Origin of the sequence: Halostella pelagica, from assembly GCF_004762015.1 — an archaeon.
GTDB classification, from domain to species: domain Archaea; phylum Halobacteriota; class Halobacteria; order Halobacteriales; family Natronoarchaeaceae; genus Halostella; species Halostella pelagica.
In genome coordinates this window covers 294,537-319,464 of record NZ_SJES01000001.1, presented here as the reverse complement: position 1 = coordinate 319,464, position 24,928 = coordinate 294,537, and the positions used below count along the sequence as shown (strand labels likewise).

The 24,928-nt window shown below is 65.1% G+C and carries 22 protein-coding genes; 12 read left to right on the top strand and 10 right to left on the bottom strand.

Features of this window, described 5'->3' with window-relative positions:
• The first annotated feature begins 104 nt into the window (after positions 1 to 104).
• From EYW42_RS01600 to EYW42_RS01580, 5 genes are all read left to right on the top strand, one after another.
• Positions 105 to 3,059, top strand: a complete 2,955-nt coding sequence (locus tag EYW42_RS01600; RefSeq protein WP_161972899.1) for a PAS domain S-box protein — start codon at positions 105 to 107, stop codon at positions 3,057 to 3,059.
• A gap of 131 nt (positions 3,060 to 3,190) precedes the next feature.
• Positions 3,191 to 4,384 carry a threonine synthase gene (locus tag EYW42_RS01595; protein ID WP_135533503.1) on the top strand — a complete coding sequence of 398 codons (1,194 nt, stop codon included), beginning with the start codon at positions 3,191 to 3,193 and terminating at the stop codon, positions 4,382 to 4,384.
• Between the two features lie 396 nt (positions 4,385 to 4,780).
• Positions 4,781 to 5,470, top strand: a complete 690-nt coding sequence (locus tag EYW42_RS01590; protein ID WP_135533502.1) for a metal-dependent transcriptional regulator — start codon at positions 4,781 to 4,783, stop codon at positions 5,468 to 5,470.
• A complete protein-coding gene (locus EYW42_RS01585) occupies positions 5,467 to 6,111 on the top strand; it encodes a TMEM165/GDT1 family protein (protein ID WP_135533501.1) in 645 nt (214 codons plus the stop codon). Before EYW42_RS01590 ends, EYW42_RS01585 begins: the two co-directional genes overlap by 4 nt.
• 75 nt (positions 6,112 to 6,186) lie before the next feature.
• Positions 6,187 to 6,858, top strand: coding sequence for a LysE family translocator (locus tag EYW42_RS01580; protein WP_135533500.1), 672 nt, complete (start codon positions 6,187 to 6,189; stop codon positions 6,856 to 6,858).
• Here the strand turns inward: EYW42_RS01580 and EYW42_RS01575 are convergent.
• Positions 6,855 to 7,538, bottom strand: coding sequence for an HD domain-containing protein (locus EYW42_RS01575; protein WP_135533499.1), 684 nt, complete (start codon positions 7,536 to 7,538; stop codon positions 6,855 to 6,857). The genes EYW42_RS01580 and EYW42_RS01575 overlap by 4 nt on opposite strands.
• 209 nt (positions 7,539 to 7,747) lie before the next feature.
• Between EYW42_RS01575 and EYW42_RS01570 the strand changes: the two genes are divergently transcribed.
• From EYW42_RS01570 to EYW42_RS01555, 4 genes are all read left to right on the top strand, one after another.
• Positions 7,748 to 8,455: an alanyl-tRNA editing protein gene (locus EYW42_RS01570; RefSeq protein ID WP_135533498.1), complete on the top strand. Its 708-nt coding sequence runs from the start codon at positions 7,748 to 7,750 to the stop codon at positions 8,453 to 8,455.
• A 65-nt stretch (positions 8,456 to 8,520) separates the two neighbouring features.
• Positions 8,521 to 9,552 (top strand): DUF3179 domain-containing protein, encoded by a 1,032-nt coding sequence (locus EYW42_RS01565; RefSeq protein ID WP_135533497.1) that lies wholly within the window; start codon positions 8,521 to 8,523, stop codon positions 9,550 to 9,552.
• A 318-nt stretch (positions 9,553 to 9,870) separates the two neighbouring features.
• Positions 9,871 to 10,254, top strand: a complete 384-nt coding sequence (locus EYW42_RS01560) for a DUF7344 domain-containing protein (protein WP_138796920.1) — start codon at positions 9,871 to 9,873, stop codon at positions 10,252 to 10,254.
• Positions 10,255 to 10,278: 24 nt separating this feature from the next.
• Positions 10,279 to 11,136, top strand: a complete 858-nt coding sequence (locus EYW42_RS01555) for a TrmB family transcriptional regulator (RefSeq protein ID WP_135533495.1) — start codon at positions 10,279 to 10,281, stop codon at positions 11,134 to 11,136.
• Between the two features lie 47 nt (positions 11,137 to 11,183).
• Here EYW42_RS01555 and EYW42_RS01550 read toward each other — a convergent pair whose 3' ends face one another.
• From EYW42_RS01550 to EYW42_RS01515, 8 genes are all read right to left on the bottom strand, one after another.
• Positions 11,184 to 11,906: a hypothetical protein gene (locus EYW42_RS01550; RefSeq protein WP_135533494.1), complete on the bottom strand. Its 723-nt coding sequence runs from the start codon at positions 11,904 to 11,906 to the stop codon at positions 11,184 to 11,186.
• A gap of 99 nt (positions 11,907 to 12,005) precedes the next feature.
• Positions 12,006 to 12,281, bottom strand: a complete 276-nt coding sequence (locus EYW42_RS01545) for a HalOD1 output domain-containing protein (protein ID WP_135533493.1) — start codon at positions 12,279 to 12,281, stop codon at positions 12,006 to 12,008.
• Positions 12,282 to 12,427: 146 nt separating this feature from the next.
• On the bottom strand, positions 12,428 to 12,760 hold the full coding sequence (locus EYW42_RS01540) for a DUF7344 domain-containing protein (protein WP_135533492.1): 333 nt from the start codon (positions 12,758 to 12,760) through the stop codon (positions 12,428 to 12,430).
• 156 nt (positions 12,761 to 12,916) lie between these two features.
• Positions 12,917 to 13,849 (bottom strand): hypothetical protein, encoded by a 933-nt coding sequence (locus EYW42_RS01535; protein WP_135533491.1) that lies wholly within the window; start codon positions 13,847 to 13,849, stop codon positions 12,917 to 12,919.
• Positions 13,849 to 15,039, bottom strand: a complete 1,191-nt coding sequence (locus EYW42_RS01530; RefSeq protein WP_135533490.1) for an ABC transporter ATP-binding protein — start codon at positions 15,037 to 15,039, stop codon at positions 13,849 to 13,851. The genes EYW42_RS01535 and EYW42_RS01530 overlap by 1 nt, the downstream gene beginning before the upstream one ends.
• Positions 15,040 to 15,067: 28 nt before the next feature.
• Positions 15,068 to 15,964 (bottom strand): carbohydrate ABC transporter permease, encoded by an 897-nt coding sequence (locus EYW42_RS01525; protein WP_135533489.1) that lies wholly within the window; start codon positions 15,962 to 15,964, stop codon positions 15,068 to 15,070.
• A complete protein-coding gene (locus EYW42_RS01520; RefSeq protein ID WP_135533488.1) occupies positions 15,961 to 16,950 on the bottom strand; it encodes a carbohydrate ABC transporter permease in 990 nt (329 codons plus the stop codon). The genes EYW42_RS01525 and EYW42_RS01520 overlap by 4 nt, the downstream gene beginning before the upstream one ends.
• Entirely contained in the window at positions 16,947 to 18,251 is a 1,305-nt protein-coding gene (locus EYW42_RS01515; protein WP_135533487.1) for an extracellular solute-binding protein, read from the bottom strand. Before EYW42_RS01515 ends, EYW42_RS01520 begins: the two co-directional genes overlap by 4 nt.
• Positions 18,252 to 18,376: 125 nt before the next feature.
• Between EYW42_RS01515 and EYW42_RS01510 the strand changes: the two genes are divergently transcribed.
• From EYW42_RS01510 to EYW42_RS01500, 3 genes are all read left to right on the top strand, one after another.
• On the top strand, positions 18,377 to 20,488 hold the full coding sequence (locus EYW42_RS01510) for an amylo-alpha-1,6-glucosidase (RefSeq protein WP_135533486.1): 2,112 nt from the start codon (positions 18,377 to 18,379) through the stop codon (positions 20,486 to 20,488).
• A 200-nt stretch (positions 20,489 to 20,688) separates the two neighbouring features.
• A complete protein-coding gene (locus tag EYW42_RS01505; protein WP_135533485.1) occupies positions 20,689 to 21,789 on the top strand; it encodes a TrmB family transcriptional regulator in 1,101 nt (366 codons plus the stop codon).
• Between the two features lie 114 nt (positions 21,790 to 21,903).
• Positions 21,904 to 23,346 carry an aryl-sulfate sulfotransferase gene (locus EYW42_RS01500; protein WP_135533484.1) on the top strand — a complete coding sequence of 481 codons (1,443 nt, stop codon included), beginning with the start codon at positions 21,904 to 21,906 and terminating at the stop codon, positions 23,344 to 23,346.
• Between the two features lie 157 nt (positions 23,347 to 23,503).
• Here EYW42_RS01500 and EYW42_RS01495 read toward each other — a convergent pair whose 3' ends face one another.
• A complete protein-coding gene (locus EYW42_RS01495; RefSeq protein WP_135533483.1) occupies positions 23,504 to 24,847 on the bottom strand; it encodes an aryl-sulfate sulfotransferase in 1,344 nt (447 codons plus the stop codon).
• Positions 24,848 to 24,928: the final 81 nt, after the last annotated feature.

The following is a 24,928-nucleotide window of genomic DNA, read 5'->3' as shown; positions in this document are numbered from 1 at the left end:
GTCGGCCACTTGTTCCCGGACATACGACGGAGAGATGTGCGGTGAATGTCACCTGCTATGCAATTGACGGAACTCATTTAACCAGCCACTTCCGCCTAGAGGGTGTGTCACCGCCAGAATCGCATGGCGATGTCTACGCCGAAACACTGGCGCTCTTCGACTCGCGTGACGACCCGTCCGAACCGCTCACGACTCGGGAAGTCGCCGACGCTCTCGACTGTGCGAGCGGGACTGCGACCGACCGTCTGGAGAAACTCGCCGACAACGGCGACCTGAGGGCGAAACGGGTGGGCGATGGGGACGCCATCTGGTGGCGACCTCCGTGGGCTAGTCCCTTCCCTGAAGTGCCCAGTCCGGACGAGAGCGGACTGCCGTCGTTAGTGAGTGACGCCTTGGACAGCGCTAGCATCGGCGTGTTCGTTCTCGACGCGGACTTCACGGTCGCGTGGGTAAACGAAGCGGCCGGCCGCTACTTCGGCATCGACCGATCCGACGCCATCGGGCGAGATAAGCGACAACTCATTCGTGAGTCGATCACTGACGCCGTCTCGAACACGGACGAGTTCATCGACACGGTCCTCGCTACCTACGACAACAACACGTACGACGAAACGTTCGAGTGCCGGATCACCCCCGGCGACGACGGCGAGAGCCACTGGCTCGAACATCACAGCAAGCCCATCGAATCGGGGCGGTACGCCGGCGGCCGCGTCGAGTTTTACTACGACATCACCGACCGGAAACTGGCAAACGATGAACAGCAACTCCAGTTGTCGGTAAGCCGCTCGATCGCGAACGCCGAGTCGCTTGAGGACGGCCTGCGAACGGCGCTCGAAGACGTCTGCGAGTGGACCGACTGGACGGGCGGGCAGGCGTGGGTCCCGAGCGGCGACGGGTCAGTCGAGCGATTGACCGACGCGTCCGTCGAGTCGTCGGCGTTTGCAGCCTTCGGCGAAGCGTCGACTGACTTCACGTTCGGTCCCGGCGAAGGGATTCCGGGCCGGGTTCTGGAAACGTCGGAGCCGGTCTGGTTCCCGGACGTATCGGCGGTTCCGGAAACCGTCTCTCCCCGTACCGATCTAGCGGACGAAGTCGGGATGAAAGCCGGTCTGGGCGTCCCCGTTATCGTCGACGGCGAGGTCGCGGTCGTCCTCGAATTCTACATGTTCGAACGCCGGACGGCCGACGAGCGCCAGGTCGACACCGTCAGTTCGGTCGCCGCGGAACTCGGCAGTTTCGTCGCCCAGAAACGAGCCGAGGACGCTCTCAACCGCGAGCGAGACCTCCTCGAACAGATGATGGAGTCCGCACCGGTCGGTATCTCGGTACTCTCGTCAAACGGCGAGATCGATCGGGCTAATTCGCGTTCACTGGCCTTACGCGGCCTTTCTGACGAGGATATCGGGCGGTTTCACGTCGGCGATCAGACGTTTTACGACCAGGCCGGTGAGCCGATACCGTTCGAGGACCAACCGTTTGCGAAGGTGATCGAGACCGGCGAGCCAGTCTACGACTGGACGGCTCAGGTCGAACTTCCGGACCGTTTCAATCGATCTATCTCGATCAACGCAGCGCCGATCCTGAACAGCGACGGGGACATCGAACAGGTAGTGTCCGTCGAAGAGGACATAACGGAAATCCGGGAACAGTACCGGGCGATAACGGAGGCGGCGAGCGACGTAATCATCACCGTCGACGAGACCAGTACGGTCCGGTCGGTGAATCCGGCTGTCGCCGACGTGTTCGGATACAGCCAGGCGGAACTCACCGGTGAATCGTTGGCTAAACTCATGCCCGAGGACCTGACCGAACAACACGACGAAGCATTGCGGCGATATCTCGAAACGGGTGAGCGTACCATCGACTGGGACTACGTCGAACTTCCCGGAGTGCGCGCGGACGGAACGGACGTCCCGCTGGCGATTTCGTTCAGCGAGATCGAGCATGAGGGTGACACGCTCTTCACCGGCATCATCAGGGACATCACCGACCGAAAGGAACGCGAGTCGGAACTCGAACTGTTCCGGAATCTCATCGACCACTCCAACGACGGGGTGTTCGTCATCGACCCCGAAACGGCGCAGTTGCTGGACATCAACGATACGGCCTGCCATCGACTCGGCCGCGACCGGGCGGAACTGCTCGACATGACGGTACTGGACATCGAGACGAATCTCCCCGACTTCGATGCTTTCCAGGACCACGTCAAAGAACTCCGGGCGAAGGACTCACTGACGTTCGAGGGGGCTCACCGGCGGGCGGACGGAACTACAGTCCCCGTAGAGGTCAACGTCACTCACGTGGAACTCGACCAGGAGTACATGCTCGCCGTCGCCCGAGACATCACCGAGCGCATGAAGTACCAGCGAAAACTCGAGGAGTCCAACGAGCGCCTCGAACAGTTCGCGTACGCGGCTTCGCACGACCTCAAAGAACCGCTTCGGATGGTTTCGAGCTACCTCCAGTTGATCGAGAAACGGTACGCCGACGAACTCGAGGAGGACGGACGGGAGTTTCTCGACTTCGCGGTCGACGGGGCCGACCGGATGGGCGAGATGATCGACGGATTACTTGAGTACTCCCGAGTCGACACGCAGGGCGAACCGCTCGAACCGGTCGAACTGGACGCGGTCGTAGAGGACGTCCTCGAAGACCTACAGTTCCGTATCGAGGAAAGCGACGCCGAGATAACGACGGAGTCACTGCCGCGCGTAGAGGGCGACGCCAGCCAACTGCGGCAGGTGTTCCAGAACCTCGTCAGTAACGCGATCGAATACAGCGACGACGGACCGCTGCGGATCCACATCTCCGGCGAAACCGAGGGGAACAAGCAAACGATCTCCGTCTCCGACAACGGGATCGGTATCGACCCCGACGACACCGAACGGATATTCCGGGTGTTCCAGCGACTACACAGTCCGGAGGAACACGCCGGAACCGGCATCGGTCTGGCGCTCTCTCGGCGTATCGTCGAACGCCACGGCGGCGACATTTGGGTCGACTCCGAGCCCGGAGAGGGATCGACGTTCTCGTTCACGCTGCCGCCGGCTGAGGACTGATCCGCGCGGCTCGCCGTGCCGTTGAGGTGATCCTGACGAGACTGTTTTCAGACCCGACCGCACGGCCGACGAGGCCGACGCGACGGCGACGGAGAGACAGGACTTAGGTGCCGGCACGGCAACTCCCCGCTATGGACACGACGGAGGCGTTCGTCGGACTGGAGTGCCTGGACTGCGGCGAGACGTTCGACGCCGAGACGGCGACTCACCGCTGCCCCGACTGCGGCGGTATACTCGACCCGACCTACGACTACGACGCAGTCGAGTTAGACCGCGACACGCTCGCCGAGCGACCGTTCGAAACGATGTGGCGCTACGAGGAACTGCTCCCGTTCACGCGGGACGCTGCCGTGACGATGGACGAGGGGGCGACCCAACTCGTCGAGTGTCCCGCCCTGGCCGACGAACTCGGCGTCGGGCGCGTCCTGCTCAAAGACGAGGGGCGTAATCCGACCGGGACGTTCAAGGACCGCGGGCAGACGGTCGCCGTCACCGCCGCCGCACAGCACGAGGCGGAGGACGTGGCGCTCGCCTCCGCGGGCAACGCCGGGCAGGCCGCGTCGGCGTACGCCGCCCGCGCTGGCCTCGACTCGCACGTCTTTCTTCCCTCGCGCGCCGGGTTCACGAACAAGGCGATGGTGAACGTCCACGGCGGCGACATGACCGTCGTCGGCGGTCGCATCGGCGACGCCGGCGCGGCCTACGATGACGCGATGGACGACAACGACGACTGGTACTCGCTACAGACGTTCCAGACGCCTTACCGCCACGAGGGGAAAAAGACGATGCTGTACGAGATAGTCGAACAGGAGGACTGGACGGTTCCGGACGCCGTTGTCTACCCGACCGGCGGCGGCGTCGGCCTCGTCGGCATGCACAAGGGCGCGAAGGAACTTCGCGATCTGGGGCTGACCGACGAACTGCCGGCGATGTACGCCGCGCAGTCGGCGGGGTGTGCGCCTATCGTCGACGCGTTCGAGCGCGGCCTCGACCGCCACGAACCGACGGAGACGCCCGACACCATCTGCGGCGGTATCGAGATCCCGGACCCGGGCGCGAGTCCGCTGATCCTCGATGCGCTCCGCGAGAGCGGCGGCGGTGCGGTCGCGACCGACGACTCCGAGATCCTTGAGAGCGCCATCGCCGTCGCCCAGAACGAAGGGCTGGAGATGGGAGCGACCTGCGCGGCGGCGGCAAGCGGCGCGTGGGAGCTCTCGGAACGGGGCGAGTTCGACGAGGACGACACCGTTGTTCTGCTGAACACCGGCGCGGGCAACAAGGACGACGACATCCTGCGGAGCCACCTGATGGGACAGGGCGTGTAACACGAACTTTTGCGCTGTCGTTCGGAAACCGCTCCGCTGTTCCCGCGACGACGAGACGGCTCGGCCGTCTCGAACCACCGCGTGCCGAGCGGTCCGCCGGCGGCGGGCCGCTCGCAGTCCTCGCAGAACGCTCGACCGAACTCACTCCTCTCGCTACGTTCGCGCCGTTCAATGGTCGTACTCAAGAACCCGAGATCCGTGGCATCGCTGGGCTCTGCGATTGCCGCTGAGACCGCTCCTGTGTTCGTTCGCGGGTACATCGCTTGCAGCAGGCCTGCCCTCCCCCGTCGACGCGCGCCTCGGCGGTCGGCGACGCGCGTCCGGCCGACCTCTCAGCGACACAATGTTTTGACTGCAAAACACTTATGTTTAGATGTGTCTAATCCTTGGTTGAGAATGTTGAGCGACGTGATGGAAGATTATCTGAAAGCGATCTACTACCTGGAGCGGGACGAGGGCGCGCCCATCGGAACGTCGCGGCTCGCGGAGTATCTGGACGTTACCGCGCCCACTGTCACCAGCATGGTCGACAGTCTGGAGGAGCGCGGACTGGTGGACCGCGAGAAGTACAAGGGCGTCGAACTGACGGCGGACGGCGAGACTGTCGCGGTGGAGGTTGTTCGCCATCACCGACTACTGGAGGCGTATCTCACCGAACACCTCGACTACGACTGGTCCGAGGTCCACGACGAGGCCGACGCGCTCGAACACCACATCAGCGAGGAGTTCGAGCGCCGGGTCGCGAACGCGCTCGGGGACCCGGAGGTCGACCCGCACGGCGATCCGATCCCGAGTCCGGATCTGACACCGCCCGACGAGGGAACCGGAACGCGCCTCGACGAACACGGCGAGAACGAACGGCTCAAAGTCGAACGCGTGAGCGACCGGGACGCCGACGAACTGGCCTACCTGCAGGACGCCGGTGTCGTCCCCGGAACGGTGCTCGAAATCACCGATGTCGCGCCGTTCGGGATGGTGACCGTCGATGTCGATGGGGACGAACAGAGCCTCCCTGAGTCCGTCGCCCGTTCGATCCGCGTGTCGGTTGCGACCGATAGCGACGAGTCGGTGGTCGAGGAAGCATGACAAGTTGGATCGACGTGCTCGTCATCGCGTTCACGGCCCAACTGCTCGCGCTTCCGGGCGAGAAGGGGCAGTTCGTCATCGCCGGGCTTGCGACGAAGTACCGCCCCGTCATCGTCGTCGCGGGTGCCGCGTGTGCGTTTGCCGGATGGACCGTTCTTGAGATAGCCCTGGGTCGGGCGCTTCAGGGGGCCCTCCCCGAAACGTACCTCGACATCGCCACCGCCGTCCTGTTCGTCCTGTTCGCGGGGATGCTTCTCTACTCGATCCCCGAGACGGACGCTCCGATGGTCACCGACGGCGGCCTGCTAACTGATATCGACGTCGCTGGCGACGGTCGGGCCGCCGGGTTCGTTCCGTCCTTTTCTGTGATGGCGCTCGGCGAGTTCGGCGACAAGACCCAACTGATAACTATCGGCCTCGCCGCGCAGTACGCCGCCGGGTCGGCTATCTGGGCGGGCGAGATGCTGGCTATCGTCCCCGTGAGCATGGTCAACGCCTACTGCTTCCACCGCTTCGCCCACTTGATGGAGGAGTACAACGTCAAGCGGTATCTCTATCTGCTCTCCGCGGTCGTCTTCCTGGCTTTCGCCGCCGACATCACCGCGGACCTGACGTTCGGCGTCTCCGTGCTTCCGCTGTAGGCTCCCGTGCGGACGAAGCGGCGACTCCGGCCGCTGTCGGACAGTTTTTCACGGCTCACTGGGGTATGTATGGGTATGTCGATGCTGACGTCTTCCGTCGCCGGAGTCGTCTTCGGTGTCGCCCTCGCCGCTCCGCCGGGCCCCATGAACGCGATTATCGCCGAAGAGAGCGTTCTGCGGGGATGGCGGTCGGGGTTCTGGGCCGGACTCGGCGCGATGACGGCGGACGCGGTCTTCTTCGTGCTTGCGCTGTTCGGGGTCGTCGCCGCCGTCGAGCGCCTTCCGACGCTCCGAGCGGTGATGGTCGGCATCGGCGGACTGTTGATGCTCTACTTCGCCTACGGCGCGTTTACGGAGGCGTCGGGCGGGTTCACCGGTGACGCGGCAGAGACGGATAAGGGGTTCCGCAAGGCGTTCGTACTGGCGCTGACGAACCCGTACCAGATCGTCTTCTGGCTGACGATCGGCGTCGGCCTGTTAGAACCCGGAACGCTCGACGTGTTCGCTCCGGTGCCGTACATCGGCGAAGCGCTCGCAGGGACGTTCGTCGTCGAAACGGGATCGCCGGCGCTTCTGGTCGGATTCTTCGGCGGGATCGTGCTCTGGGTTGTGGGATTCCCTGCGGCGCTCGTGAGCGCCGGACGACGGACTGACGCGTTCGCGCCCGCCGTGGCGTACGTGAGCGCCGCCGTGCTGGCCGGGTTCGGCGTCGTCTTCCTGTCGGATGCCGCCGGAACGCTGCTTTAAAACGCCGGTTCGTCTATCGCGGATACCTCGTCCGAGAGCCACTCCCGGAACCATTTGACGCGCTTGAGTCGGCGGTAGGCGATGCTCTCGGCCGTGTCGGTCTGGACGCGGTCGGCGGCGTCCCGACCGCGTTCGAGGACGCGGTCGACCATCTCGGCGGCGTCCATGTGGGTCCGTGCCTCGTACCCCATCCGCAGCAACATCAGCGCGGTCCCGTTCGCGCCGACCTTGTCGAGCAGGTCGGCTTCGACGAGACACTGCGTCTCTAACGGCAGGTCCGAGAGGTCGCCCTGATAGGAGTGTTCGGCGACGGAGTTACACACGGCGTCGACGAACGACTGCGGGTAGTCTCCGCGGGACTGCAGATACTCGCGGGCGACGCGGGCACCTTCCTCGGCGTGGATGTCCTGTTCGGCGTCCAGTTTGGCGACGTCGTGAAACAGTGCGGCGACGCGAGTGACGTCGACGTCTGCCCCTTCGGCCCGTGCGATCTCCTCCGCGAGTTCGACGACGTTCAGGATGTGGTTGTGGCGGTAGTCTGCGGAGTGCCAGGGATACCATCGCATCCGTCCCCCCTCGTCCTCGTTTTCGACACTGGCCGAGAGATACTCGAAGACAAAGGCGGCCATCCGGTCGAGTTCCTCGTCGGTAACGCGGGACTCCTTTATCTCAACCCCCACGATACCACCCCCATAGCGTAGATCCGTTACTCATTGGTGTGTATACAAACGTTTGTTCGACTCTTTAGCGTTACGACACCTCGAATGATACTGTCTGCCGTCCCTGTTTCGACTAGGACGGCCCCGCAATTTTCCGGGCCGTCCCTACGGAACGCTTCGCTGACAACCGCACGTCAGTGTATAAGTACCGTCGAATCCTGGCATCGGACGTGACCGAACCGCTCTATCTCGATCTATCGGACAAGTGCGAGTTCGAGGCGACCGTCGAGCGCGTCGCCGACGACAGCATCGTCCTCGACAGGACGCTGTTCTATCCGGAAGGCGGCGGACAACCTCCCGACGAGGGGACGCTCTCCGCCGACGGTCAGACGTGGCGCGTAACCGATGTCCAGAAGCGAGACACTATCTATCACGCCGTCGACGGGGATCCGCCGGCGGCGGGGACAGCTGTCTCCGGCGAACTCGATTGGGACCGCCGCCGGGCGCACATGCGCTATCACACCGCCCAGCACCTCCTCTCGGCGCTGTTGCTGGCTGAGTACGATGCGGAGACGACAGGTAATCAGCTGTACGCCGACCGGGCCCGGATCGACTGCGCGTACGACCGCTTCACAGAGGCGGATCTCGCGGACATCACGTCGCGGATGAACGAACTGATCGAGCGGTCCATTCCGGTCGAGTGGTACGAACTGGACAGGGATGTAGCAGAGGAACGCCTCGACCCTGACCGCACCCGGATCCACCTGCTGCCCGACAGCATCACCGAGGTCCGGATCGTGGAGATAGGGGAATACGACCGCACCGCCTGCGCCGGCACTCACGTCTCGAACACCGCCGAGATCGGTCGGTTCGAGGCGACGGGACGGGAGACGAAGGGACCAGAGGAGGAACGGCTCTCGTTCGCCCTGTCGTCGTAGTTCCTCCCGCCCGCCGACCGCGAACCGCCACAGCGTTTTCCCCGCGGCCGGACGAACCGTCACGCATGAACGTGCGACAGGTCATCCCGCGCGACGCCATCCCGAGTGTGGACGACCCCGAGTTCGTCGACAAGTACGACGGTGATCCGGACGACCAGGTCGTCGCGCTTACGGACGCGACACCACCGAAGGCCTATCCGGTACGGTACCTGCACTATCACGAGATAGTCAACGACGTGATCGCGACGCCCGAGGCCGACCGTCCCGTCGCCGTCACCTGGTGTCCGCTCTGCGGTAGCGCCGTCGTCTACGACCGCGAGGTCGGCAGGGGGACCTCTGTCGACTCCCCGATGGGAGCGGACGGCGACTCGAAAGTCTCGACTTTCGGAGTCTCGGGAAAACTGGCCGACGACGACCTGGTGATGTACGACCGCGAAACCGAAAGCGAGTGGAAGCAGTCGAGCGGCGAGGCCATCGCGGGCGTTCTGGCGGGGGAGAGCCTGCGGGTTCTCCCGGCCGCGATGACGACCTGGGAGCGGTTTCGCGATTCGAACCCGGACGGCGTCGTTCTGGCGCCCCCCGGCGGCGAGAGCGAGGCCAGCGGCGAGGGTTCCGACCCCGAACCGATCGAGTACGACCAGGCTCCGTACGAGTCGTACTTCGAGACTGAGGGGTTCGGTCTGGCGGCACACCGTGGCGGCGACGGAGAGCGTGAGTGGGATCATCCGAACCTCGACCCGAAGGACGTCGTCCTCGGAATCGAACGCGGCGGCGACGCCCTCGGCGTTCCCCGTCGCCGCGTCGAGGAGGCCGGCGGCGTCGTCCACGTCGCGGTCGGTGGGACGGAGATAGCGGTCTTCTCGACGGCCGATGGCATCCACGCGTTCGAGACGGGTCTGCGGTTCGACCCCGTTGATACCGACTCCGCTGACGAAGAGCGGTTTTACGCGGACGGCACGCGCTGGTCCGGAGCGACCGGGGAGAGCCGGGACGGTCGGTCGCTGGACAGGGCCCCGACGCGCCGCCTGTTCGCGTTCGCATGGCGCGACGACCACGGGGACGCGTTTTTCGGGTCAGATGACCGCGACGCGGCGTAGGCGCTGGCTTCCGGTGCCGTACACGGTGCATTACTAATGCGATACCGCTTCTTGAACTGAGTGTGCCGTGGCTGGGTACGTGCGAGAGCCCACCGGCTTTGCCGGCCCCGGGAACGGGTTGTAGGTTCGACTCCTACCCGCGGCGTCGCTGTGACGGTCCGTTCGACTGAGCCGTAGCAGTCCTACCGGAACTGCTCACCGATCTCTGTTGTCACTTTAGTCGTCATGGCTGTTGTCACTCTAGTAACAACAGATCTGTTCGGATCGTTCGAATGACAATCAGCTTAAAAGAGGCCTGCCAGTACCCGATAGGTAGTGATGGACCGCTTGCAGCGATTTAGCGGGACTGGAACCGTCCGAACTGATGGGGGTGATCGTTCGGTCGACGAGTTGAGCGAGGCGCTCGCTGACCCACGACGACGGATCGTCGTTAGCGCGCTTCTCGACGCCGACAGTTCTGTCCCTGTCGCAGATATCGTCGACCGGATCGCCGACGAGAAACAGAGGGATACTGACCGCGACGGTTCGCCGCCGGACCGCCAGCGGATCCGGACCTCGCTCGTACAGGTCCACATCCCGAAGCTCTTCAGGGCAAACGTCGCGAGTCACGACGACGACGCCGGGACAGTCGTCCCGAAACCGGCGTTGGACGACACGCGGGCGTTGTTGAAACCAGCTGATAGCTCTGGCGGGTCGGTATAACTGATTGTATGAGGGACTACTAGTATGACATCCGACGATGACGCTGTCACGGCGCTCGAATCGGTTGGTTTGACCGAGTACGAGGCTCGCTGTTTCGTCGGGCTCTCTCGGATACGCAAGGGCACCGCCAAGGAGATAAGCCAGCTCTCGGACGTGCCACGGTCGCGCGTGTACGACGCCCTCGAACGTCTGCACGAACGCGGCCTGGTCGACGTCCAGCAGTCCGAACCGCGGGAGTACCAGGCGGTCGAAACTGAGACGGCCCTCTCCGTGTTCGACCGCGACTTTCGGACGACTCTTGACGAGGTCGACGAGGCGCTCGGCAACGTCGACACCGACCGTCGGCTAGAGAAACAAGGTGTCTGGGCAATCGCGAATCGGGACCACGTGATCGACCGCACCGAGACCCTCCTCGACGACGCCGAGACGGAAGTGTATCTCCTCGTCGGTCACGAGGGGGGCGTCGACGAGGAAGTGTTCGACAAGATCGACGAACTCGCACGGAACGACGTCGACGTCCTCGTCGAGGTCCCATCCGAGTCGGCCAAAAAACAGGTTCTGGACGTGATCCCGGCCGCGACGGTGTCCGTGTACGAGTCGCTCGACGTGATGCCACCCGAACAGGGGCACAAACCGAGCCACATCGTCATGGTCGACCGCAACGCGATCCTTCTGAGCGCCGCACGGGAGGGTGACCTGCCCGGCGTCATCGAACAGACGGGCATCTGGTGTCGCGGCGTCGACCACGGACTGCTGGTGTGGATCCGCGGTCTGTTGACCGCGAGGATCGACGACAGTGACGCGTTCGATTACCGCGGAGAGATCGGACTGACCTCCGACGAAGACGCGGCGAGAACCGAAGACGGATCCGACGGGGGCTGACCGGCGACGCGGGTCACCGTACCGACGTGTCGTCCCGCCCCAGAGACCTACAGCGAAACCGACGACAGGTCAGCGTCGACATCGTCGACGTGTTCGTTGAACGCCTCGACGAACCCGACGACGCCGTCGAGGTTCGCCCGGAGGTCCGCTGGCGACGGCGGGCCGTACTGCGAGAGTATGTAGATGCCGCCGTCGCCGCCCACGCGGAGGTACGAGGTTTCGGACCCGTCTCGCTTCAGTTTCCAGCGTTTCCCGTCGACTCGGGCGGTGAACTCGCCGTAGTCGCTCCCCTCGTACCGGTGGAGTTCACCGGCCATCGCGTTCGCTACCTCGCGGACCTGTGCGACGATCCTGTCGCGCTCGGCGGCGACTTCCTGAGTTGATTCCACCGCCGGGAACGACGCGGATACGTCATCCAGAGTGCCCTCTAACGACCGTACGTACTCGTTCCACGCCGCGACGAACGCGTCGTAGTCCTCCATCGCCTCTGCGAGTTCGTCTGGATCCGGTGGCTGTTGTGTCGATACGACGTACGTCTCGCCGCCGGAACGGCCGGAAAACCGGAGGTATTGGAGGACGCCGGCCTCGTACTTGATCGCCCACTCCCCGGCGTCGGTACTGAACGTTTCCGTTCCGTAGTCATCGCCCCGAAGCAGTGCAAGTTCGCGCGCTATCTGGCCCGCGTGGTCGGTTACACGCGCGACGACCTCGTCGCGTCGCTCTGCGGCCGTCTGGGCATCAGCCACGTCCGCGTCGGTTCCCTCAGTCATCCGTTTCGAGGACGGGTGCTGCGGGGATAACTTCGTCGGACGGTTCGCTTTCGGGTCGTCGCGGGAACTCAGCAGTCGCTACTGACTTCCGTACGGAAGTCAGTCGGACGTCTGTCGCTTCTGCGACTGACTCCCGCTGGCGGTGTCGTACGGCACGTCCACGCGGACATCGCCCGCGCTGTCGACGGTGATACTGTACTGTTCGTACCTGAACTCGACGGTAGTCTCGTCCGGGTGAGAACTCCGGAGGAACGCGTCGAGCGCGTCGAGGTCGATGGCGTCGTAAAGCGGCGGTTCGAGATCTGTCGGGTCTACGTCTTCGATGCTTGCGATCCGTTTCGCGATTTCGACTCCGACTGGCCCCTCGCTGTGCATAACACCTCTTCTGCCCGCCGATACATAAATCATGTTGGCCGTTTGATATTCACCACCACAGAAGGTGAAAACCTGCACGCAAGCGTCTAGTTGTCCCGGGGCAGACTGACCGCGTCGGCACGAACCGGACGGCTAGAGCGGAGCAATCAGACCTGTTCTCTAGCGGTAGCGAGGACGGCCCGGACGGCCGCTGCGTCGTTTAGCTCGCACCGCTTCTCGTCGTGGTCGTAGCTCACGACCCCCGCCTCGGCCAGTCGCGGCAGGTGATTATGGCAGAGCGCTATCCGGGCGCTGGACAGCGAGGCCGAGTCCCGACGCTCAGCGATCCGCTCCGCGAGTTCGCGGACGGTGACCGTCACGTCCGATTCGAGTTCGTCGATAACGGTCCGTCTGTGCGGATGTGCGAGCAGATCGAACACTTCGTCGAACTCTTCTACCGTCCGTTCGCGGGAGACCGCGGTGCGGTTTTCAGCGTTCATATATCTTCACCTTCCGGAGTGGTGAATTCCTATATTCTAATTCACGGCACAACCTATAAAAACTTCACCCCAACTATTTAGCGTTCCAGAGAGCGAACGCTGTCTCCGTCGCTATCGACCCGACGCGATGAGGCGCTCTCGGAGGCGGGGCAGCGACTACCGCTCCGAGAGACTGCACCGTCTGAGTTCGAACGCTCCGTCGGTCCGGGCCACTTCCGCGAACAGTTCGCGCTCGTCTCCGTCGTCCAGAATATCGACGTACCGGCACGTCCCGAAGCTGTTGAGCCCGGTTTCGCCGCCGCTGACGGGTGCAGAGAGCGCGGGTTCGTCAGGGGTGGTGTCGACCGGCCGCCGGAGGTCCCGGGCTATCGCGACGCCGGTCCGGAGGTTCCACGTCGCGCCGTAATCGCCGGTGGCGCTCCCGTCGTAGAAGACGAGCCACACGGGGGCGTCCGGCGCGGGGCAGACTGCAGTGACGCGGGTGTGGTGGTCGTGCCATCCACTCCGGCCGAGGACCGGGTTGGTCTCCGCGCGCGTCCAGGTTTCGCCGTCCGCGCTCGTCGCCAGGTGGGCCTGCTCGGAGACGCCGTCGTGGCCCGCGTAGAACATGTAGTAACGGCCGCCGAGCGTGACGATGCAGGGGTCCTTGACGGTCTCCTCGTCGGTCGTTCCCGGTTTCGGGACGAGTACGTCCCGTGCGGTGCCCGGGTCGAATCCGGACGGATCGGTTGCGGCGTCGAGTTTCTGGACGGTCCAGTCGTTTTCGCCGTGTTCCACGGGAAGATAGCAGTGCAGGTCGTCGGTCCGCGGGTCAGTGACCAGCGCGGGGCGCTCGACGCTGACCGCGCCGAGGGCGTCCGCCGTGAGACGGACTCGCTCGTCGAACTCGTTCGGTGCAGTCCGCTCGTACACAGCAACAGCGTAGCCCCGCCTTTCGGGGTCACGCCACCGGACGGCGAGATAAGTCGTTCCGTCGTGCCGGTGGACGCAGGGCGCTCCGACCCAGTGGCCCTCGCCCCCGTCCGGCGGTTCGAACACCGTTTCCGCGCCGTCGAGGTCGACCGCCGGAAGGCGTGCGTACCCGGTCATCACCGGTCACCCTCGGGTGCGGCAGCCTCCGATTTGGCCTGCTCACCCGTCGCGATCCGCTGCCCCGTGTCGGCGTCGAAGGGGTGGAGCCGCTCGGGTGGGAACCGGACCGCCAGCGTTTCGCCGACGCTGACGGAACTGTGTCCGGGGACTCGGGCGGTGATTTCCGGACAGCCCGCCGCTTCGAGGTAGACGTACCTGTCCGCGCCGCGGAACTCGTCGAAGGCGACGGTCGCGTCGAACCAGCCGTCGTCCCGACGCCGCTCGGGTTCTACCTCGACGTGTTCGGGGCGGATACCGAGCACCACCGCGCTGTCGTCCTCGATGCCGCCGACACCGACGGGCACGGTCTGTGAGTCGTTGGTCTCCTCGCCTGCGGGTTCGACTCCCGCGGTCGCGGCCTGTGGGTCGGCAGCGTCTTCGTCACTCCCTATCTCCACTGCGTCCACGTCGGAATCGTACCGTCCGCGGAGGAGGTTCATCGCGGGACTACCGACGAACCCCGCAACGAACACCGATGCGGGTGACCGGTAGACTTCCTCGGGGGTCCCGACCTGCGCTATCCGGCCGTCCCGTACGACGGCCACGCGGTCACCCATGGTCAGCGCCTCGGCTTGGTCGTGCGTGACGTGAACCGTCGTGACGCCGAGGTCGTCCTGTAGGCGGGCAATTTCCGTCCGCATCCGCTCGCGGAGGCTCGCGTCGAGGTTCGCTAGCGGTTCGTCGAGCAGGAACGCCGCGGGTTCGGTGACGATCGCGCGACCCAGCGCGACGCGCTGTTTCTGCCCACCCGAGAGTTCGTCGATGGACCGGTCTACCAGCCCGCCGATCTCCAGTATCTCGGACACGTCCTGAACGCGGTCGTCGGCGTCGTCGTACCCCTGCATCCGAAGGTCGAACGAGAGGTTCTCGCGGACGGTCAGGTGCGGAAACAGCGCGAAGTCCTGAAAGACGAGGCTGACGTCGCGCTTGCGGGCGGGCAGGTCGGTCACGCGTCGCCCGTCGATCACTACCTCGCCAGCATCGGGGTGCTCCAGGCCGGCTACCGTCCGGAGCAACGTCGTCTTCCCGCATCCGGACGGGCCGACGAGGACGAGCAACTCCCCGTCGCGGACGCGGAGGTCGACGCCCGTCACCGCCGTCACTCCGTCGTACGATACGTCGATACCGTCGAGTTCGATGTCGGTCATGGTCGGTCACTCTCAGTGTCTGTCGCCGTCATCTCCGCCCTCCACCGAACCGGCCCGAAAGCCCGGCGACGAACTGGCGCTGGAAGGCGGCGACCAACACCAGTACTGGGAGCATCGCCCAGAGGCTCGCCGCCCCGAGAAGCGGCCAGTTCACGACCCCTCTGCGGGAGATGAACTCGTAGAGCCCCACCGGGAACGTCCACACCGCCTGGCTGGACGTGAACGTGAGCGGGATGACGAACTGGTTCCACGAGACTACGAACGCGAAGACGGCCGTCGCCCCGACGGCGGGACGCGCCAGCGGGAGGACAACGAGAAACGCCCGCAGTCGCGTCGCGCCGCCGACGCGGGCGGCTTCTTCGAGTCCCTCCGGGAGGGTGTCGAAGTACTCCTTGATCAGCCAGATACCGACGGGGACGACCATCACGGTGTCAGTGACTATCACGACGGCCAGCGTGTCGAGCAGCCCGGCGGCCGCGAACAGCTGATACAGCGGCGTGACGAGGGCGAGCAGGGGTATCATCTGGACGAGTAGTACCGCGAGCATGAACGCTCGCTCGTACCGCAGGTCGTATCGGGAGAGCGCGTACCCCGCCGGCGTCGCGATGACGACGGCCAGAACCACCGTCAGGGCGGAGACGACGACGCTGTTTACGAAGTACGTCGGGAACGCGGTTTCGGCGAGGACGGCAGTCAGGTTATCGAACGTCACCCGGCTGGGAAACAGCGGCGGCGGCACTTCGATCCCCTCCTGTGGACGGAACGCGGCCGAGAACAGCCAGTACAGCGGGAGCGCGATGAACGCCGCGCTCGTCGCGAGGGTGACCACCGTCGCGACACGGGCGGCCGTCCGCTCCGGGTAACGACGGGCGGCACGCAGTCGGTCGCGAGCGTGATACCGCAACGCTATCAGACGAGACCTCATCGCGCACCCCCGTTGCCACGGTCGAACGCGACCAGATAGAGCACGACGACGGCGACGTTGAGTCCGAACAGGATCACCGCGACAGCGTTGGCCCGCCCGAACGCCCCCACATCGAACGCCGTCTCGTACATGTACAGCGACAGCACCTCGGTCGCGTGGAGCGGACCGCCGCCGGTCATGACGAAGACGATGTCGAAGACGTTCACGGTGAACAGTGTGACCAGCACGAGGTTCATAGCGACGAACGGCCACAGCAGCGGGACGGTAACGTGGCGGACGGTCTGGACCGGGGACGCGCCTCCGACGTCGGCGGCCTCGTACAGTCGCGACGGGATGCTCTGGAGGCCACTGGTCTGGAAGATGAGCGAGAACGGGACCCCGCGCCAGACGGTGGCGACGATGACGGCGGCCATCGCCCACCGGGTGCTGTTGAGCCAGGTCGGCGGGGTCGCGACGCCGAGCGCCCGCAACGTCTCGTTGACGATCCCCATCCGCGGGTGGAACATGAACTGCCACGAGAAAGCGACGATGACGCCCGTCGTCGCCCACGGGAGGACGAACGCCAACCGGAACAAGCGCGTCAATCGACCGCCGAGCCACCGCCGTTCGAGCAACAGCGCGAGCCCCAGGCCCACGGCGACCTGTCCCAGCACGCTCGCGCCGACGAACACGACGGTGTTTCGCATCACCGTCGCGAAAACGGGGTCCGAGACGACGGTGGCGTAGTTCGACACCCCGACGAACTGCTGGTCGGACAGGTTGATGAGTACCACCTCGTGGAGGCTGAGTTCGACTGCCCGGACGACCGGATACACGACGAGAAACGCGACGAGAGCGAGCGCGGGGACGAGAAAGAGATACGGGAGACGACGGTCGACGGCCTCGAAGACGCGTTCCGTTAGAGTGAGGGCCGGTTCTCGCCGAGCGACTGTAGAGCCGTCCGGTTCTCGGTGGTCGGGTCGCGTGGTCCCGGCGTCGTCAGTCATCCGAGTTTCGACCGTACCTCCTCTGCGGCCGCGTTCAGCGCTGTCTCGGGCGCTTGCTCGTCGAACGCTACCTGCTGGAGGGCGGGGCCGAGCGAGTCGGCGACGACCGGCCAGTTCCGGACGGGCCGTAGCCTCGTTTCGGACAGGATGTCGCGGACGGTATCGGCGTAGAGGATCTCGGCCCACACCTCGTCCTCGTCCTGAAGCGACTCTCTGGTTGGGATCTCTCCGGCCTCGGCGGCAAGGTGTTGCATGAACTCCTGCTCCGTCGCGATTCGGAGGAAGTCCCGCACGACGCCGGGATGGTCGGTGTCCTCGAACGCGGTCCACACGTGGCCGCCGCTCATCGTCGCCGTCTCTCCCCCCGCCGGCCGAGGTGTGGGCGCGAAGCCGAACCGCTCGACCATCTCGGGGTTTTCGTTGCCGAGGTTGCGCCAGAAGTAGTCCAGCCACGACCCCTCGACGACGGTGATGGCGTACTGCCCCTGAAGGAACTCGCGGGCGGTCTGTGCGCTGTTTCGATACGCCGGGTCCGGCGGACCCACGCGCCGGCCGTTGTAGAGGTCGTCGAGGAACGCGGCGGCCGACGCGCCCGGCGATTCCTGAAAGCGGGGTTCGGTGCCGTCGTCGCTCATCACGCTCCCGCCCGCCGAGAAGAGGTTCACGGTCCAGCGGCCGCCGTTGACGAACTGGGTCGCGCCGTACCTGCCGGGCGGGTCGTGGAGGGTCTCGGCGGCGTCTAACAGTTCCGGCAACGTCTCCGGCGGAGATTCGGGGTCAAGACCCGCGTCCTCGAACGCCGCTTTGTTCCAGTACATCCCGCGAACGTCTGTCGTCGTCGGAAAGGCGTACTGATGCCCGTCGAATCGAGTGGTTTCGACGAACGGGTCGAGGAAGTCGTCGAGGTCGGTGTCGTCCGCCACCGCGTCCAGTTCGAGGAGAACGCCGGCGTCGACGAACGTGCCGAGCCAGATCTGGTCGAGCGCCGCGATGTCGGGCGCGTTCCCGCCGCCGACGCGCGTCTGTAACTGGCTCCGCATGTTCTCGTAGGGGATCTGGGTGAACTGGAGGTCGACCTCGTCGTCGTACGCCGCGTTCAGTTCGTCGACGATAGGCTGAAACGTCTCTTTCGTCCGTGCGCCGGCTACCTCGACGTATTCGAGCGTGATACCGGTACCACCGCTAGTCCCCAGAATCCGCGAACACCCCGAGATCCCCGCGAGGCCGCTACTCCCCACTGCAGCGAGTAGCGACCGCCTGCTTGCGGTCGGCCGCTCGGCGGAATGTCCAGCGGCAAACATCTTCGTCAACCACAGGAACTCCCTCCCGCATAAACGTAGGGAATCGGTCCACAGTGCGGCTGTTGACCACCACGTGTAGTGGTGAATATAAAAACCCTTTTGCCGCTCCCCTCGGAGTCGGGACTGTGAACACTCTGGTGGACGGCGTGACGTACCTCGTCGCCGACGATCGATCCGACGCGGGAGGGCTGTACCACGGCGATACGCGCTATCTCCTCCCGTTGGCCGTGGATGTTGCGGGGATCGATCTGACGCTGGTCAGCGACGACCGCCGCCCGCCGACGCGACGGACGAGACGGTACGCGAGCGTCGGAACGACGGTAAACGAGATCTCCGACACCGTCACGACCAAGCACGCGACCGTCGCCCTGACCCGCCGACAGACGGTCACCGAAGGCGCGGTAGTCGAGCAGTTCGACCTGCACAACCACTTTCCGGAGGAGCGAACGTTCGAGGTCACGGTTCGCTTTGACGCCGATTTCACCGACATCTTCGAGGTCCGCGGGATCCACGAGGCGACCGACCGAGCGGTCAGTACGACCGTCGACGACCGCACCGTCACGTTCGCCTCCGACCAGGCGGACGGGAACGGGGGGACGACACCCTTGGAGACGACAGTTACGTTCGACGCCGAACCGACGCGTCTCGACCACTGCACGGCGACGTTTTCCCCGACGCTCTCGCCGCAGGAGCGCTGGCGTACCACCGTCGAGGTTGTCCCCCGCGGCGAGTCCACCGTTCGGGCGACGCCGTCACCTGCGGGCGACGGAGCGGCGGAAAGCGGTGAGGGGGCAGTCGGCGAGACGAGCAACGTCGACAGTGACGGACCACTCAGCGAGACGAGTAACGGCGACGCTCACCGTGAGCGCGTGGCGGCTGACGAGGGGCGGCCGGAAACTCCGGGAACTCGCCGCGACGGCCCGTTTATCCTGGACGGGCCGATCCGTACCGGGAACGCGGAGTACGACCGGATCTTTCGACAGGCTCGCCGGGACGTATCGGCACTGACGACCGTCACCGATCAGGGGCCGGTGCCCCTTGCCGGCGCTCCCTGGTTCGTCACAGTGTTCGGCCGCGACTCCCTGCTTTCCTCGTACTCGCTGTTGCCGGTCGCGCCGGCGCTCGCCCGGGGAACGGTCCGGTATCTGGCGGCCCGACAGGGCACCTGTACCGACGAACGCCGCGATGAGTCACCGGGGAAGATCCTTCACGAGATCCGGCGTGGAGAACTCGCCCGGACCGGCGCTATCCCGCAGACTCCCTACTACGGCTCCGTCGACGCGACGCCGCTGTGGGCGGTACTGCTCCACGAAACGTGGCGATGGACCGGTGATGACGAACTCGTGACGGACCTGTGGGGCGCTCTCGACGCTGCTCTGGACTGGATCGAACGGCAGGTTGAGGCCGTCGGGGACAACCCGTTTCTCTACTACCGGGAACTTGGCCTCGGCGGCGTCGTCCACAAGGTGTGGCGCGACAGCGCGAACGGGGTCCAGCACACGGACGGCACGCAGGCGTCGCCGCCGCTCGCCAGCGCTGCGGTACAGGGGTACGTGTACGACGCGCTGACGAGAGCGGCGGAGTTGGCGTCCGTCGTTCGCGGCGACGACGAGCTAGCGAGCGATCTCACGGCCCGCGCGGCGGCGCTCGCGGCGCGGTTCGACGAGGCGTTCTGGATGCCGGACCGGGAGTTCTACGCCGCCGCGCTGACCGCCGACGGACGGCAGGTCGACACGGTCGTCTCGACGGTCGGTCACTGTCTCTGGTCGGGCATCGTCCCGGACCGCCGGGGCGACGCCGTGGCGGACCGCCTGCTGGACCCTGCCCTGTTCTCGGGGTGGGGCCTCAGAACTCTGAGCGCGGACGACGACGGGTACAGCCCCGTCTCGTACCACGCCGGCGGGGTGTGGCCTCACGACAACGCGCTGGTCGCTCTCGGTCTGGCACGCTACGAGCGCCACGACGCCGCCGAAACCGTCGCCGCGGCTCAACTCGACGCGCTGTCTCGGATCGACGGAGAGAGCGCGCCGGAACTGTTCTGTGGGTTCGACGGCGTCGTGGACCCCGTTCCGTACCCGTCCGCCTGCCGGCCGCAGGCCTGGGCGGCGGCCGCACCGTTCGCCTTCCTTCGGGCCGTGTTCGATCTCGGCCCGGGACCGTTCGATCCCTGTTCCGTCCGGGAGCCGGACGCGTTTAGTTCGAACGCGGCCGTCCCAGTTGTCGATGCGTGGGAATGACCGATACTTGCGGCTGTACGTCCTTGTAGACGTTCACCGTACCGATCCGGCGAAGCCCCACAATCGATTACAGCCGACAGTACGTGATACCATTGACCACTGTCTTCGAAGGTTATTTGACCGAACCGGGTAGTGCACACAGCATGAACCGAGACCGACGGCAGAGTTGTCAGCGCGAGGGAGGGACCGGGGGAGCGTAGATGGACGACTCGATCGTCGACCTCCTGCAAGAGATCGGTCTGACTGAGTATCAGTCGCGCGCCTACGTCGCCGCAGTGAGTCTCGGCACCGCTCGCCTGTCGGCGTTGTCCGACGAATCGGACATCCCGCAACAGCGGATCTACGACGTGGTCGACGACCTCAAGAAACTCGGCCTTCTCGAAATCCACGAGGGGAGCGGTGGGAAAGAGGCCGTGGCCGTGCCGCCGGAAGTGGGACTGACCGAACTGAAAGAGCAACGCTTGGACCGGTTCGAGTCAAACGTCGACACCGCGATAGCCGACCTCGGACAGCGGTTCGACGAGGTCGACACGTCGATGGGCTTTGTCACCGTCGTGAACCACGAATCGTCGACGCGTCGCCACATCCGTGATGCGGTAGAGAGCGCGGAGTGGTGGCTCTTTCTCTCGTTGCCGATGGACTGGTACGCCGACCTGCGTGGGGACATCCGCTCGGCGCTAGAGCGCGGCGTGACCGTCCGCTTGCTCGTCCAGGCGGACGATAGGTCGACGGTCGAGGACGCGGCGTTTCCCGACGGGTTGGTCGTCCGTCACCGACCGTCGGCTGACCTGGTCGTCGCCGCTGACCGGGAGTACGGTGTCTTCCGCGGCCTCGCGTCGCCTGCCGTGACCCGCCCGTCGCTGATCACGAGAGACGAGAGCATGGTCGAGATGTTCCAGCGGTACAGCGAGCAGTTCTGGATGGGGTCGAAACGGATTCAGACTGGGTTCTCTTATCCCCGGCGCTATCTCACACCCTGGCGAGCTATCATCGACCACATCGACCTTATGGGTAGTCAGCAGGGCGAACCGGAACAGTCGGACGGGCAGGAACCGCAAGTCAGCGGTGACATCAGTGTGTACGTCGAGGGTCACAACACCGACACGGGTCGCAGCGGAACCTGGGAGGGCCAAGTAGTGGACTACGTGTTCGAAAGCTCGTTAGGCGCCGAGGAGACGTTCGTCCTTCCCGAGGTGGCGCGTCTCGTCGTCGAGACGGACGACGGTCAGGTGACCGTTGGCGGGTGGGACGCGATTCTGGAAGACGTCGCCGCTCACGGGCTCGAAATTCGTCGCCCGTAACGCGAACGTTCGGCAGCGGTGCGGGTCGATGGGTTCGGGTCCCTGATCGGAACTTCCGTTCTCTCCGGAGGTCGACACCACAAGGAATTCGTAGCGGTGCTTCCCAGAGGGCGTATGGAATTGGACCGTGACGCACTCCCTCCGCGTCGTTGGCTCGTCCGGGGCGCCCTCGCAGTGTTTGTCTGCGTCCTCCTCGCACCGGGCGTGTACGCCGCGTTCAACCCGCAGTCGGTCGAACTCGCCCCCGGGACAGTCGAGCGAACGGCCGATAACGAGACGTACGTCAGCATTCAGGGATTCCACTTCGACGGCACCGGTGACCCCAAAAAGCCCGCCCGTCTCGTCGCCGCCGACGAGAACGCCGAACTCCTCTGGAACTTCGACGGCGAGGAGGTCGGCGCGCGCTGGTTCTACGACGTTGACCCGATGGCGAACGGGAACCTCTTCGTTACTTCCACCAATCCCGGCGGAACCGTCGTCTTCGAATTCGACCCGGAGACGAACGACCCGGTCTGGACCGAACAGTACGACCTAGAGGACACCCACAACGTGGATTACATCTCCGACGACCGGTTGCTCGTCGCCAACATGCGCGAGTACGAGAACGGCGTCAGCAACGACCGCCTGTTCATCGCGGACAACGCGACCGGCGAGACTGAATGGGAATGGCAGTTCCGCGACCACTACTCCGAGGACACGGACGGCGGGTTCGGCGAGGACTGGACCCACGTCAACGACGCTGAAGTGATCGGCGACGGCGACCGGTACGTCCTGGCGTCGCCGCGGAACTTCGACCAGTCGATAGTCATCGACCGGGAGACCGACGAGATCGTCATGCGACTCGGCGAGGACGACAACCACGATATCCTCTTCGAACAGCACAATCCGGACTACTTCGAACGGGCGGACGGGACGCCGGTCATGGTTGTCGCCGACAGCGAGAACGACCGCGTCGTCGAGTACGAACGGAACTGTGGCGACGCGGACCCCCGACTCGGAGCCGGGACGCCGCCGGATGAGTGTTCGTGGGAACGAACCTGGTCGGTCGACGGGTTCAACTGGCCCCGCGATGCCGACCGCCTGGAGAACGGGAACACGCTCGTCACGGACACTCTGAACCACCGCGTCGTCGAAGTGTCGCCCCAGGGCGAGGTCGTCTGGGAGTTCCACGCCGGGTGGGCTCCGTACGACGCCGAGCGAGGGGAGAAAGGGTCGAACGGACCGGCAATAAGCGAACAGGGTGCGTCGGGGAGCTACACGGTACACGGCGGTGACGACGAGGGGCCGGCGGGCCGCTACACCGTCGCCGACGCGATTATCGACGTGGGCTCGGGAACGGTCATCGAGGACGGGACGAACGAACTGGCGACCCGCTGGGCGCATATCGAACCGTGGGTCCGACCGGTGTGGATGGACTCGTGGACGGCGCTTTCAGTGGCTCTCGGTGGCGTCCTCACCGTCTTCTGGGGGCTCAGCGAGGTAGTCCTCAACCGCCGTCGCCTGTTCGCTGCCGTCCGCAACCGCTTCGACCGCTTCAGCAGTCAGGTACGCGACTGAGAACCGGAGCAGTCCGCTTTTTCGCTTTACTCCCCGGTTCGTTCTCGGCTTCAACACTGGCGACTCTCCGACACATCTCTCGCGTCCACTGACGACTTCCCACACCCTCGGCTGACGGCTCCGGGTAAACGCTCGAACGGCAGGTGTACTCCTCTCCTCAACTCCACTGGCGGTACGCCAGTGCCGCCAGTGCGACCACCACGACGCTCCCGGCCGCGAGGGGAACGACCGGAATTTCGGTTCCGTCACCCGTGACGATACTGCCGTTCGACATCGAAACGCCGCTCGTTTCCTCCTTCGAGTCGCCGTTCGTTTGACGGGCGAATTCGTACATCGACGCCGCGCACTTCTCGATGTCCTCGCCGGTGAAGTTAGCGCCCCCGCGGGCCTCGTAGCTCCCGTTTGCATCAAGTTCGCGCATCGTCGGGCCGTCGGACTCGTCGACGTTACCCCGCTCGGCGTCGTACGGTTCCCACGGCGTGTACACCTCCCAGACGACCTCGCCCTGGGGGTTCACCTCGACCAGTCGGTGGCCCATCCGGTCGGCGATGAGCGTGTTCCCGTTCTCCAGGCGGTCGGCGTCTCGCGGTTCGTCCATCCCTGTCACCGCCCAGACGCGGTCCCACGACTCCGTCTCGTCGTCGTACGCGTACTCGACGACGCGGTCGTTCTCGCTGTCGGCGACCAGCACGGTTCGCTCGCCGTCGGGGCCACGCAGGTGGTCCGGGTTGTGCTGTTCGTTCAGTATGTCGTAGTTGTCGTCCTCGCCGAGCATGAGGTCTACGTCGCCCGTCGTTCGGTTGACGAACGCGACCTGGTCGAAGTTCCGAACCGAGATCATGAACTGGTCGTCGCCGACGGCTTCGACGTCGTTGAGATGAGTCCAGTCCTCGGCGGGACCGCCGCCGCTCTCGGGAAACACCTCGGGGTGGTCCTCGAACCGCCACTCCCAGACGACCTCACCGCGGGTCCGGTTGTACACGAGGAGACGCTCGTGCCCCTCGCCCTTGTCCGCGATCACTATCTCGTGTTCGTTGAGTCGGTCGGCGTCGTGGGCATCGATCACATGCGGGTTCTCGTCGCTTTCCGGTTCTTCGAACCGCTCCAGCCAGACGTACTCGTTCTCGTCCGGGTCCAGACGGCCGACCAGCGAGACGCCGTGTTCGGTCGTCGCGAACAGGAGGTCGCCGTTGTCCATCGGGTCGACGTCGTAGGCCCACGAACGGCCGTGAGCGGACGCGTTCCGCGCCCACTCGAACGACCCGTTCGGCGCGAACGAGACGAGCATGGCCGGTTTCTTCACGTATCCGTCGTCCGTCAGCCGGATCCCCTGGATGCTTATCAGGGTCTCCTCGTCGGGTTGCTCCGTCATCGTTCCGACGCAGGGGTTAGGTGGACCGTCAGGGCTCGATTCCTGTGTGGCGTCCGCCACGACGGTGGCGGGCATAGCCATCGCCGGGACCGACAGCACGACCACTATTCCGAGTAGGAGGGTACGCATATACGGTCAGTGAGAGGCATTCGTAATGAATCTTCTCTGACCGACCGCCGAAAACGACCCGCCCGCCGCGAGATGAATCCA